Source organism: Azorhizobium sp. AG788, from assembly GCF_943371865.1.
GTDB lineage: Bacteria > Pseudomonadota > Alphaproteobacteria > Rhizobiales > Xanthobacteraceae > Azorhizobium.
Genome location: NZ_CALRWL010000033.1, coordinates 1 through 12073 on the forward strand (window position 1 = coordinate 1; position 12073 = coordinate 12073).

Consider the following 12073-nt stretch of genomic DNA (forward strand, 5'->3'; position numbering starts at 1 on the left):
CCCCCGATCGGACCCGGCGGCGATCCGCACGTTTCTCTTGCCGGATCAGGGCCATGGCGCGCCGCGCAGGTGCGCCGGCCGATCCCGTTTCCGCTGCCCGGAGCAGGCCCGATGTCGTCGTCCAGTCTCACCATTGCCGGCCTCGCCAAACGCTACGGCGCCTTCGTCGCCTTGGCGCCCACCGGCCTTGAGGTGCCTGCGGGGGAGTTCCTCACCCTGCTGGGGCCGTCCGGCTCGGGCAAGACCACCTTGCTCAGCCTGATCGCTGGCCTGGCCACCCCGGACGAAGGCGAAGTGCGCATCGGCGGGCAGGATGTCACCTACCGCCCGCCCTATGAGCGCGACATCGGCATGGTGTTCCAGAACTATGCCTTGTTCCCGCACATGACCATCGTCGAGAACATCGCCTTCCCGCTGAAGATGCGCAAAGTGCGCGACGCGGAAGCGCGCAAGCGGGCCTTCGAGGCACTCGACATGGTGCGCCTGCCCCATGTGGCGGAACGCTTTCCGCGCGAACTCTCCGGCGGCCAGCAGCAGCGCATCGCGCTGGCCCGCTGCCTAGTCTATCGGCCCTCCATCATCCTCATGGATGAGCCCCTGGGCGCGCTGGACAAGAAATTGCGCGAGCAGATGCAGCTGGAAATCAAGCGCATCCACCGGGAACTCGCCACCACCATCGTCTATGTGACCCACGACCAGGAGGAGGCGATGACCATGTCCGATCGCATCTGCCTGATGAATGCCGGGCAGATCGAGCAATTGGGCGCCCCGTCCGACCTCTATTTCCGCCCGCGCACCGTGTTCGTGGCCGATTTCCTCGGCGAATCCAATTTGCTGCCCGGCCGCGTCACCGCCCGCGACGGCGAGACGCTGGGCGTCACCCTCACCGGCGGCGCCGGCTCGGGACCGGCCATTGCCTCGGGCGCCCTGCCTGCGGTGGGCACCGACGTCACCGTGATGGTCCGCCCGCAGAACATCATCGTCCGCGCGCCCGTGGCCGGCTCCGGCCGGCTGGTGGGGCGGCTCACCGATGTCATGGTCACCGGCAGCCTCACCAAGCTCTATCTGGAAGCGACCACGCCGGGCCTGCCGCAACTGGTGGCCGCCTATCCCACCCGCAGCCTCTCCGACGGACATGAGATCGGCCAGTTGCTGGAACTGGACTGGCAGCCCAGCGATGCGGTGGCCATCACCGCCGCCCCGGGGCATTGAGGCATGGCCACGTCCGTCTCTCCCGCCCTGCCCCCGCCCTCGGCGCCGGCCCGCGCCGCCGCCCGCAAGGTGCGCCTCACCCGGCTGCTGATGGCCGCGCCTTTGGTGGTGCTGCTGGTGGCGCTGCTGGTCTATCCGGTGGGCCAGTTGCTGGCGCTCAGCGTCTATGGCGATGCCGGCTTCAATCTGGCCGCCTATCGGCAATTGTTCGCCTCGCCGCTCTATTTCAACGTGATGCTGATCACGCTGAAGATCTCCTTCTTCACCACGGTGCTGTCGGTGATCGGCGGCTATCCCATCGCCTATCTGATCTCGGTGACCAGCCGCGAGCGCAAGGCGACCTTGCTGTTCTGGGTGCTGCTGTCGTTCTGGACCAGCTTCCTGGTGCGCGCCTTTGCCTGGATCATCATCCTGGGCCGCCGCGGCGTGCTCAACCATCTCCTGATGACGCTGGGCATCACCGACGCCCCCGCCGACCTTCTGTACAATTTCGGCAGCGTGATGGTGGGCATGGTGCATGCGCTGATGCCGCTGGCCATCCTCACCATGCTCTCCGTGATGGAGAATATCGACCGCAACCTGCCCCGCGCCGCCTCCACTTTGGGCGCACGGCCGGGCACGGCGTTCTGGAAGGTGTATTTCCCGCTCTCCCTGCCGGGGGTGGCGGCCGCCGCCATCATGGTGTTCGTCACCGCCATCGGCTTCTTCATCGTCCCGGCGCTGCTGGGCGGGCGGCGGGAGACCATGATCACCCAGCTCATCATCGACCAGGTGCAGCAGACCCTGAACTGGGGCTTTGCCGGCGCCATCTCGGTGCTGCTGCTGCTCGTCGTCCTGGCGGTATTCGTGCTCTACGACAAGCTGCTGGGCCTGTCCTCCATGACCGGCACCGCCACGCCGCGCGCCAGCGGCCCCAAGCCGCGTGGCCTTGGGCACAAGGTGGGCGAGGCGATCCTCACCGGCCTCGGCCATGCCAGCGACGCGCTGATCGCCCTCATGCCCCGCACCCGCCACCGCGATGGCGCCAAGCCGCCCCGCGCCTTGGTGGCCTATGTGTGGGGCGTGCTGATCCTCATCAGCCTGCCGGCGCTGCTGATGATCCCGTTGTCGTTCGGCTCCGGCGGGCTGAACTGGCCGCCGCGCGGCTTCACCCTGCAATGGTACGAGCAGATGTGGCAGTCGCCGGTATGGGCGCAGGCGCTGGTGCGCTCGCTGGGGGTGGGCATCGGCACCGGCGTGCTGGCCATGCTGATCGGCACGCCGGTGGCCTTCCTGCTGGTGCGCAGCGACATGCGCGGCAAGGGCGCCATGCTGGCCTTCGTGCTCTCGCCCATCGTGGTGCCGCGCATGATCATCGCGGTCGGCCTGTTCTACATGTTCGCCCGCATCGGCCTGGTGGGCACGGCGCTGGGGCTGATCCTCGGCCATACCGTGGTGGCGGTGCCTTATGTGGTGATGACCATGATGGCGGTGCTGCGCAATTACGACACCCGCCTGGATCTCGCCGCCCAGAGCCTCGGCGCCCGCCCCTTTGCCACCTTGCGCTATGTCACCTTCCCCATCCTGGGGGCGGGGATGATGTCGTCCTTCCTGTTCGCCTTTGCCACTTCGTTCGACGAGCTGACCATCGCTCTGTTCGCCTCCGGCGGCCTGAACGCCACCTTGCCCAAGCAGTTCTGGGACGAGGTGACCTTGCAGGTCTCGCCGGTGATCGCGGCGGTCTCCACCTGCCTGTTCGTGTTCATCGCGGTGCTGATCTTCATCGCCGATCGCCTGCGCCGGCGGAGCGTCATGTCATGACGCCCGCCGCCCCCATTCTCTTCCCCTCCACAAGGTTTCCCGTTTCATGCTGAACGCGACCCAATTGCGCGGCATCCTGCCCGCCACCCCCACCCCGGTGCATGCCGACGACACCATCAACATTCCGGCCTCCAAGAAGCTGTTTTCCTGGCTGCTGCAGCAGGGTATCGACGGCATCGTCCCCCTAGGCGGCACCGGCGAATATGGTGCCCTGCCGCGCTCGGAGCGGATCAAGTTCGCCGAGCTGATGGTGGAAGCCATGGCCGGCAAGGTGCCGGTGATCGCCGGCGTGCTGGACACCGGCTATCACGACGCCCTCCAGGCCGGGCGCGAGTTCGCCAAGGCCGGCGTGGATGGACTCCTGGTGCTCACCCCCTATTACACCAACCCCACCCAGGCCGGCGTGCGCGACTATTTCCTGCGCTATGCGGATGCCTCGCCGGTGCCGATCCTGATCTATGAGATCCCCTATCGCACCCGCATCTCGGTGCAGCCGGAGATCATGCACGAACTGTCGCGCCACGAGCGCATCATCGGCATGAAGGCCTGCAACACCGACATGTACCACTTCCTCCAGGTGGTGGCCGGCGTCGGTCCGGACTTCACGGTGCTGAGCGGCGAGGACAGCCTGATGCCGCTGCACGTGGCCGCCGGCGCCAAGGGCGGGATCGTCGTCACCGCCAATTTGTTGCCCCGCGCCTGGCGCCACATCTTCGATCTGGCCGCCGCCGGCCGCACCCAGGAGGCGCTGGCGCTGCACCGGCAGTTGATCCCGATGATGAACATGGCGTTTGCCGAGACCAATCCCGGCCCCATGAAGGCGGTGATGGATCTGATCGGCGTCGATGCCCCGCAGATGCTCGCCCCCCTGGTGCAGCCCGCACCGGAGCTGGCGGCGCGCCTGCACAAGGAGGTGGCGCGCCTGATGCCGCTGTTCGAAGGCCAGCCCGCCGCCCTCGCCTCCTGATGCCCCGCGCCGGCCGGTGCCCTCGGGTGCCGGCCGCAGCGCACAGACCGGGCGCGTCAAAGCGGATTGACGACCGCCCTGTCGAGCCCACAGAAAGAGCGCATGCGCCAGCCGACCAAGACGCCCCCCGCCCGCCAGACGCCGACGCCGGCGAAAGCCAAGGCGCGCGCCCCCGCGGCCGCGCCGGCGGAGGCGAGCGATGCCGGCACCGACAAGCGCCAATCCTCGCTGTTCGTGGGCTCGACGGAAAAGGCGTTCCAGGTGCTGCACGCCTTCGACGGGCCGCAGCGCTTCATGACGCTCGCCGACATCGCCCGCGCCTCGGGCCTCGACCGCAGCGCGGCGCAGCGGCTGGTGCATACGCTGGAGACGCTGGGCTACATCAAGCGCGTGCCGGATACCCGCAACTACGCGCTCACCTCCAAGATCCTGCAATTCTCCTACAGCTATCTGCGCGCCAACGAACTGATCGACAAGGCGCTGCCCTATCTGATGGACATCAACCGGCGCCTGGGCGAGACCATCAACCTCCAGGAACTGGACGGGCCGGACATCGTGTTCCTGGCCCGCTTCCCCGGCCAGCATCTGGCCCATATCGACATCGTGGTGGGCAGCCGGCTGCCGACGTTCTTCACCGCGTCCGGCACCGCCATGCTCTCGCTGATGAGCGAAGACGAGCAGCGCGCCATTCTCGCCCGCACCAATCTCACCCCGCTCACCCCCTTCACCGAGACCGATCCCGATGCCTTGCTGGCGCGGGTGCGCCAGGCCAGCGAGCGCGGCTATGCCATGACCGTCAATCAGGCGGTGATGGGCGACATCTCCGTCGGCGCGGCCATCACCGACGAGCATGGCCGGCCGGTGGCGGCGCTGACCATTTCCGTCCCCACCAGCCGCTGGACCCCGGAACGGGCCGAGACGGAACTGGCGCAGGAAGTGCAGGTGGCGGCCACCTCCATTTCAAAGCCGAAGGCGGCCCGCCGGCAGGCTTAAGCGACCGGGCGGCTTCAGGACCGTCATGGCCGGGCTTGTCCCGGCCATCCACGCCCAGGCGTTAGCGGAACGGGCAAAGGCTGCTCCCACCCTTCCCGCATGGGTGGGAAAGGCCGCCATCTCCCGACTTGATCCGGCGAGCCACGCGGAGCCGCTCCATCCCGCCTGAGAAGGTCGTCACCGTCGGCCCGGCGTGGATGGCCGGGACGAGCCCGGCCATGACGGCGACAAGGGCTCAAAGAACCCACAAGCGTCTGCGGAACCGAGAGGCTGAGCGCCCGCTCAGCCCAGGCGGGCCTTGGCCACGTGGGAGGCCGGGGGACGGCCGATGGCGTTGGAGATGAACGCCGCCGTCTCCACCAATTGATCGAGATCGATGCCGGTGTGAATGCCCATGCCGTGCAGCATGTAGACCAGATCCTCGGTGGCCACATTGCCGCTGGCGCCCACCGCATAGGGGCAGCCGCCCAGCCCGCCCACGGAGGCATCCAGCACCGAGACGCCCAGCCCCAGGCAGGCATAGATATTGGCCAGCGCCTGGCCGTAGGTGTCGTGGAAATGCAGCGCGACTTGGCTCACCGGCACCACCGCCAGCACCGCATCCAGCATGCCGACGGCCTTGCGCGGGGTGCCGACGCCGATGGTGTCGCCGAGCGAAATCTCGTAGCAGCCCATCTCCAACAGCCGGCGGGAGACTTCCGCCACCGCCGTGCGCGGCACCTCGCCCTGATAGGGACAGCCGAGCACGCAGGACACATAGCCCCGCACCTGGATGCCGGCTTCGCTGGCCGCCGCCATCACCGGCTCGAACCGCTCCAGGCTCTCCTCGATGGTGCAGTTGATGTTCTTCTGCGAGAAGGCTTCCGAGGCGGAGGCGAACACCGCCACCTCCTTCGCGCCGCAGGCGAAGGCCGCCTCCAGGCCCTTCATGTTCGGCACCAGCACCGGATAGGAGACCCCGTCCAGCCGGGTGATGCCGGCCAGCACATCGGCGCTGTCGGCCATCTGCGGCACCCATTTTGGCGAGACGAAGCTGCCGGCCTCGATGGTGGCGACGCCGGCGCGGCCGAGCCGGTCGATCAGTTCGATCTTCACCGCCGCCGGCACGATGGCCGCTTCATTCTGCAGGCCGTCGCGCGGCCCCACCTCGACGATGCGCACCTGGGTCGGAAAAGCCATGTCAGGAGATCCCGTTCTTGAAAGGGGTTGAGCCATCCGGCGAACAGGACGCAAGCGCCCGCCGGAGGAAATCGAGGAAGCGCGGATCCGCGCCATAGGCCACATTCACCCGCATCGCGCCAGGGCCTGCCCGCTCGCGACCGGGACGAAAGATCTGGCCGGGGGCCAGGAAGATGCTCTCGGCGGCGGCGGCGCGGCACAGATCCAGTTCATCCACGCCCGCGGGCAATTCCACCCACAGATAGAAACCGGGCACCTTGCTGGCGTGGATGATGAGCCCCAGCGCGCCCATTTCCGCCAAGGCGCGCTTGTTGGCATCCTCCAGCCGGCTGCGCAGCCGGCGCAGATGGCGCAGATACTGCCCGCCCTGGATCAGCCCGAAAATGAAGCGTTCCACGAAGTCGGAGGTGGCCACCGAGGTGATCATCTTGATGTCGCTCAGCGCCGAAATCAGCGCCGGATCCCCAGCCACGAAGCCGCTGCGCAGACTGGCGGACAAGGTCTTGGCGAAGGTGCCCACATAGAGCACCCGGTCGAGCTGATCCAGCGCCGCCAGGCGCGGCAAGGTGGCGGGTAGAATGTCCGCGAACGCATCATCCTCCACCAGCCGGAAGCCCCAGCGTTCCGCCGCCTGCAGCAGCCCGAAGGCGCAGGCGGGCGACAGCGAGCTGCCGGTGGGATTGTGGGCCAGGGACTGGGTGAAGAACAGCTTGGGCCGCCCCTGGGCCAGCTTGGCCTCCAGGTCGTTCAGGTCCGGCCCGTCCGGGCCGCGGCGGATGCCGACGATCTGCGCCTTGGCCAAGGTGAGCTTGCCGAACAAGGGATAATAGCCGGGGTCGTCCACGAACACGATGTCGCCCGGCTCCACCAGATGGCGGATGATGAGGTCCAGGGCATGGTTGGCGCCGTGGGTGAGCAGAAGCCCATCGGGGGCCACGGTGATGGAGCGGTCCAGCAGCATCACCCGCAGCCGCTCGCGCAACGGCGCATAGCCCCGCACGCTGCCATAGCCAAAGTCCACGCTCTCGGGACCGGCCAGCTTGAATCCGGAGAAATGCCGGCTGAGTTCGGAGGCTTCCATCCAGGAGGCCGGCGGACGGCCATCGCCGGGACGCACCGCATGGTGCTGGTCCAGCTGCTCGCGCAGCAGCGACACCACATCGGCCGCCTCCACCACATGCGGGCGCTCCGCATGCTGATGGGCCAGATCCAGATGCGCCACATAATAGCCCGAGCCGGCGCGGGCCTCCAGCAGGCCCTCGGCCACCAGCCGGTCATAGGCTTCCGCCATGGTGTTCTTGGAGACCCCATGCTCCTCGGCGGCGTGGCGCACGGAGGGCAGGCGCTCGCCCAGCTTGAATGCCCCGGCCCGCAGCATGCCGCTCACATGGGCGACGATGTGATCGACGCGGGTCGGCCGCGCCGCGCGCACCTCCACCAAGTGTCCCCTCCGCTTTATTGGGACAGTCATGGGCAAATGCTGCCGAACCGTCCCTTGATTGTCCCCTCGATGCTAGGACAGTTTGCACACTCGTCCAATCAAGAATTCAAGAAGCGAAAATGGGAGGCCTCGTGAACCCGCAGCCTGATTCCGCGCACCCGATCAACTCGCGCCTCGAGAACTATCGCAACAAGACCCCGTCCGAGCGGCTGGCGTCCTTGGCCGAGGCGGCGCACCTGAGCGCGGCGGACGTGGCCGTGCTGGGCGACAAGGGGGCCCTGCCCCTGGATCGTGCCAATGGCATGATCGAGAACGTCATCGGCACGTTCGAACTGCCCATGGGCATCGCCACCAATTTCCAGGTGAACGGCCGCGACTATCTCATCCCCATGGTGGTGGAAGAGCCCTCCGTGGTGGCTGCCGCCTCCTACATGGCGCGCATCGCCCGCGACCATGGCGGGTTCCAGACCTCCAGCACCGCGCCGATCATGCGCGCCCAGGTGCAGGTGCTGGGCGTGAGCGATCCCTACGGCGCCCGGCTCACGCTGCTGGCGGCGCGCGAGCAGATCCTCACCCTGGCCAATGCCCGCGACAAGGTGCTGATCGGCCTCGGCGGCGGCTGCAAGGACATCGAGATCCACGTGTTCCCCAAGAGCCAGCGCGGCCCCATGGTGGTGATGCACCTCCTGGTGGATGTGCGCGACGCCATGGGCGCCAACACCGTCAACACCATGGCCGAGGCGGTCGCCCCCCTGGTGGAGCAGCTCACCGGCGGCCAGGTGCGCCTGCGCATCCTGTCCAACCTCGCCGATCTGCGCCTCGCCCGCGCCCGGGTGCGGGTGCCGGAAGCGGCCATGGCCACCAAGGACTTCAGCGGCCGCCGCATGATCGAAGGCATCTTGGACGCCTATGAGCTGGCGGCCATCGATCCCTACCGCGCCGCCACCCACAACAAGGGCATCATGAACGGCATCGACCCGGTCATCGTCGCCACCGGCAATGACTGGCGGGCGGTGGAAGCCGGCGCCCATGCCTATGCCGCCCGCAGCGGCGTCTATACCTCGCTCTCCACCTGGGAGCAGGACACCGACGGCGCCCTGGTGGGCACCCTGGAACTGCCCATGGCCGTGGGTCTCGTCGGCGGCGCCACCAAGACCCATCCCGCCGCCCAGGCGGCGCTCAAGGTGCTCAAGGTGACCAGCGCCCAGGAGCTGGCAGAGGTCACCGTCGCCGTGGGTCTGGCCCAGAACATGGCCGCCTTGCGGGCACTGGCCACCGAGGGCATCCAGCGCGGCCACATGGCCCTGCACGCCCGCAACATCGCCATCGTCGCCGGCGCCGTGGGGGCGGAGATCGACACGGTCGCCGCCGAGCTGGCCCAGGCCCATGACGTGCGCACCGACCGGGCCAAGGAGATCCTCGCCCGCCTGCGCGGCTGACGCCGAATCGGGCGCGGACGAATCGGACACGGATGAACCTGCCCCGCCAAGGGCGAAACAGCCGCCGCGCCCCTTCGCGATGTGACACACGCTGTCGCATCGCGCGTCCATCGCCAATGGACGTGTCTGAGACAAACGGAAAACAACACCAAAAGGGAGGATCAGGATCGACCGTGCAGGGAGCATCCACGCCATTTCAGGCCCCGCCAAAGGGGCCACCGTCACATGTCAAATCCCCCAACGTCCATCTCGCGGAAGTGTGGGGCGATGTGGTCGATCGACGTCATTTGGCCGCTGCCGTGGTCATCGGCGCGGTGGTCAGCCTCGGCACCTTCCTGATCGCCGCCCGCATCTTCGCCGCCACCGTGGCGGTGCCCGACGTGGGCCGGGCCTATGCCATGCTGGTGGGCCTTCTGGGCTGCGTCCTGTCCGGCGTCATTTGCGCCAAGCTGTTCCCGCCCAAGCGAGAAGTTGTGGAAAGCGCCTCCGATCCGGCCTGGCGTCTTGCGGCGATGCAGCAGCTGGCCGGCGAGACCGGAACCATCGGCCGCATTGAGGACCTTCCGCCGCAAGTCATTGCGGAAATGAAGGAACTTGGCCTCTATGAGTTGTTCGCGTCCTATGACGCGGAGCAAAACCGGCCCCAGGCCACAGTGACGGGGGCCTGAGATGGACGGCTTGCTCTTTGACATCCTGGTCGCCGTAGGCATGGGCTTTGCCGGCGCCATCGCCTTCTCCCTCATCGGCCTGATCTCCGGCACTGACGAGACCACCACCATCGCCCCGGTGACCTTGCTGGTGGTGCTGTTAGGCGTTCCGCCCGTTGGGGTTTTCACCTTCTGGCTGGCCGCCGCCGTGGCCAAGCACATGACCCATGCGGTCCCCACCGCCTTGCTGGGCATCCCCGGCGACACCATGGCCGTGCCCCTGCTCCAGCAGGCTACGGCCTTGAGAAACCTGGGGGTTCCGCATATTGCGCTGCGAAAGATGATCTCCGGCGGCCTCATCGCCGCGGTGATCGCCGTGCCGCTGTCGGTGGCGTTCGCGCTGCTGCTGGCGCCGTTCGGCCAGATGATCACGGTGGCCGCCCCCTGGCTGTTCCTGGGCGCAGCCCTTCTGATTGCTTATTTTTCCGCGGGCAAATGGGCCTCGGTCTTCACCTTGCTGCCGTTCGTGCTGCTGGTGGTGGCGCTGCAAACCATCACCGCCAAATATGGCGTGAAGCTGGGGGTGAGCTATTTCCTCGGCATCGCCATCGGCCCGCTGGTGGCGGACCTGTTCTCCTCGCTCTCGCCCATGGAGCGGGCGCGCATGCATCGCGATGGCCCGCGCCGCTTCACCCTGGCGCCGGACATGAAGAGCTGGGGCGGATTTTTCCCCAATCCGTTCAAGGTTCTGGATCGCACCCAGGTGCTCTGGACCACGGGGGCGGCGGCCATCACCAGCGCCACCTTCGTGTTCAGCCCGGTGGCCATGACGGTGATCATGGGCGAGGTGGTGGGTGCTCGGATCAAGCATGCCTATCACCGCCTCACCACGGTGATCAGCGTGCGGAACGGCGTGACCGAATCCACCTATATCGCCGAGGCGCTCATCCCCTTGATCGCATTCGGCTTGCCGCTGAGCCCGGTGGCTGCGGGGCCGGCCGCGCCGCTGTTCAACGCCCCGCCCCGCTTCATGGTGGACGGGCCGGGTGGCCAGATCGTCAACCTGCACACCTTGATGACGCCCATGCAGTTCCTCGGCTACGGGCTGCTGGCGGTCTTCATTGCCGCGTTGATCGCCTATCCCTTCGCCATGAATTATGCCCGCGTGGCGGCCGCCTTCGTGTCGCGCCGCATCAGCCATGAGGCGATCATCGCCACCTTTGTCGGGCTGGTGATGGTGATCGGCACCTGGGAAGGTCAGGCGCTGGGCCTCATGGTCATCGTCACCATGGGCCTCGTAGGCGGCTTGCTCTACCGCATCCTCGGCTTCAACACTGGGGTGCAGTTCATGGGCTATTACACCGCTGTCCTCACCGTTCCGGCGCTCACCAAGCTGTTCATCGGCTGATCGTCCGCGCCTCAACGAAAACGCCGGCCAGGGGAAACCCTGGCCGGCGCTTGCTTTTGCGTTGCAGTGTGAGGCGCTTACAGCGCCGCCAGTTCCTCGGCCGAGAGCGGCAGCAGTGGCGGGCGCATGCGCATCCAGCCGTCGGACTGGCTGGCGCGGGCCATCAACGCTTTGAGCGAGGCCATCTGCGCGAAGCGCGACACCCGATTGCGCGTCGCCACCACCCGCGCCTGCGCGGCCTCCACCGCCTCTGCCTGCGCGGGATCGGCGAAGTGCTTGGCGATGAAGGCCAGATCCCGCGCCACCAGATTGGAAGTGGCGGTGATGCAGCCGGCCCCGCCCGCCTTCAAGAGCGGCAGCAGCAAGGGATCGGCCCCCGCCAGCACCGCGAAGCCTGGAAACCGCTCGACCATGGTGACCATGTTGGCCAGATCGCCGGAGGAATCCTTGATGCCGGTGAAGGTGGTCGGATAGCGCTGGCGCAGTTGCGCGATGACCCCATGGCTGATGGGCACCGCCGAGACCTGAGGGATATGGTAGAGCACGATGCGCAAGCGCGGATCGGCAATGCGTTCAACCACTTCGCTATAAGCGGCCACCACTCCGTCGTCTGAGACGCCCTTGTAATAGAAGGGCGGCAGCATGACCACGGTGGTCACACCGACGGACAGCGCATGCCGGGTCAGGTCCACGGTTTCCGTGAAGGCCGCGACGCCTGTTCCGGGCAGCAGGCGCGCCGGATCGATGCCCCCCGCCACCACCGCTTCCAGCAGCGCCTGCCGCTCCTTGAGCGAAAAGGAATTGGCCTCCCCGGTGGTGCCGAGCATGGCGATGCCGTCGCAACCCTCTCCCAGCAGATGCCGGCAATGGGCGAGGAAGGTGGCGTGGTCGGGTGACAGGTCCGCATTCAGCGGGGTGAGCGCCGCGCTGAAAACGCCCCGCGGATGAAGGTCGCTCTGGGTCATGGGTCAAGCCTTTGCGGCAGGT

General features: G+C 67.4%; 10 protein-coding genes. 7 read left to right on the forward strand and 3 right to left on the reverse strand.

Annotated features, from left to right (window positions below; translation table 11 throughout):
* Positions 1 to 111 precede the first annotated feature (111 nt).
* The 4 genes from AAG816_RS17920 (at position 112) to AAG816_RS17935 (ending at position 4972) form a co-directional block, all read left to right on the forward strand.
* A complete protein-coding gene (locus AAG816_RS17920) occupies positions 112 to 1212 on the forward strand; it encodes an ABC transporter ATP-binding protein (RefSeq protein ID WP_341991032.1) in 1101 nt (366 codons plus the stop codon).
* A gap of 3 nt (positions 1213 to 1215) precedes the next feature.
* The gene (locus AAG816_RS17925) at positions 1216 to 3012 is read left to right on the forward strand and encodes an ABC transporter permease subunit (protein WP_341991033.1); all 1797 of its coding nucleotides are present in this window, start codon (positions 1216 to 1218) and stop codon (positions 3010 to 3012) included.
* 46 nt (positions 3013 to 3058) lie between these two features.
* A complete protein-coding gene (gene dapA, locus AAG816_RS17930; RefSeq protein WP_341991034.1) occupies positions 3059 to 3979 on the forward strand; it encodes a 4-hydroxy-tetrahydrodipicolinate synthase in 921 nt (306 codons plus the stop codon).
* 102 nt (positions 3980 to 4081) lie between these two features.
* Complete coding sequence (locus AAG816_RS17935; protein ID WP_341991035.1) at positions 4082 to 4972, forward strand: IclR family transcriptional regulator; 891 nt, start codon at positions 4082 to 4084, stop codon at positions 4970 to 4972.
* A 282-nt stretch (positions 4973 to 5254) separates the two neighbouring features.
* On the opposite strand, the gene AAG816_RS17940 is transcribed toward AAG816_RS17935, so the two are convergent.
* The gene (locus tag AAG816_RS17940) at positions 5255 to 6151 is read right to left on the reverse strand and encodes a hydroxymethylglutaryl-CoA lyase (RefSeq protein ID WP_341991036.1); all 897 of its coding nucleotides are present in this window, start codon (positions 6149 to 6151) and stop codon (positions 5255 to 5257) included.
* A 1-nt stretch (position 6152) separates the two neighbouring features.
* The gene (locus tag AAG816_RS17945; RefSeq protein ID WP_341991079.1) at positions 6153 to 7589 is read right to left on the reverse strand and encodes a PLP-dependent aminotransferase family protein; all 1437 of its coding nucleotides are present in this window, start codon (positions 7587 to 7589) and stop codon (positions 6153 to 6155) included.
* Positions 7590 to 7711: 122 nt separating this feature from the next.
* On the opposite strand from AAG816_RS17945, the gene AAG816_RS17950 reads away from it, so the two are divergent.
* The 3 genes from AAG816_RS17950 to AAG816_RS17960 all read left to right on the forward strand — a co-directional run bounded on the left by AAG816_RS17950 (position 7712) and on the right by AAG816_RS17960 (position 11086).
* Positions 7712 to 9031 carry a hydroxymethylglutaryl-CoA reductase, degradative gene (locus AAG816_RS17950; protein ID WP_341991037.1) on the forward strand — a complete coding sequence of 440 codons (1320 nt, stop codon included), beginning with the start codon at positions 7712 to 7714 and terminating at the stop codon, positions 9029 to 9031.
* Positions 9032 to 9300: 269 nt separating this feature from the next.
* Positions 9301 to 9699, forward strand: coding sequence for a hypothetical protein (locus tag AAG816_RS17955; protein WP_341991038.1), 399 nt, complete (start codon positions 9301 to 9303; stop codon positions 9697 to 9699).
* Position 9700: 1 nt separating this feature from the next.
* A complete protein-coding gene (locus AAG816_RS17960; RefSeq protein ID WP_341991039.1) occupies positions 9701 to 11086 on the forward strand; it encodes a tripartite tricarboxylate transporter permease in 1386 nt (461 codons plus the stop codon).
* A gap of 77 nt (positions 11087 to 11163) precedes the next feature.
* On the opposite strand, the gene AAG816_RS17965 is transcribed toward AAG816_RS17960, so the two are convergent.
* On the reverse strand, positions 11164 to 12051 hold the full coding sequence (locus tag AAG816_RS17965; RefSeq protein WP_341991040.1) for a dihydrodipicolinate synthase family protein: 888 nt from the start codon (positions 12049 to 12051) through the stop codon (positions 11164 to 11166).
* Between the last annotated feature and the right edge of the window lie 22 nt (positions 12052 to 12073).

What these genes read in the sequence shown, in the direction of transcription:
- AAG816_RS17920 (WP_341991032.1), top strand. Translation starts at nt 112, where the DNA reads ATGTCGTCGTCCAGTCTCACCATTGCCGGCCTCGCCAAACGCTACGGC.
- AAG816_RS17925 (WP_341991033.1), top strand. Translation starts at nt 1,216, where the DNA reads ATGGCCACGTCCGTCTCTCCCGCCCTGCCCCCGCCCTCGGCGCCGGCC.
- dapA (WP_341991034.1), top strand. Translation starts at nt 3,059, where the DNA reads ATGCTGAACGCGACCCAATTGCGCGGCATCCTGCCCGCCACCCCCACC.
- AAG816_RS17935 (WP_341991035.1), top strand. Translation starts at nt 4,082, where the DNA reads ATGCGCCAGCCGACCAAGACGCCCCCCGCCCGCCAGACGCCGACGCCG.
- AAG816_RS17940 (WP_341991036.1), bottom strand. Translation starts at nt 6,151, where the DNA reads ATGGCTTTTCCGACCCAGGTGCGCATCGTCGAGGTGGGGCCGCGCGAC.
- AAG816_RS17950 (WP_341991037.1), top strand. Translation starts at nt 7,712, where the DNA reads ATGGGAGGCCTCGTGAACCCGCAGCCTGATTCCGCGCACCCGATCAAC.
- AAG816_RS17960 (WP_341991039.1), top strand. Translation starts at nt 9,701, where the DNA reads ATGGACGGCTTGCTCTTTGACATCCTGGTCGCCGTAGGCATGGGCTTT.
- AAG816_RS17965 (WP_341991040.1), bottom strand. Translation starts at nt 12,051, where the DNA reads ATGACCCAGAGCGACCTTCATCCGCGGGGCGTTTTCAGCGCGGCGCTC.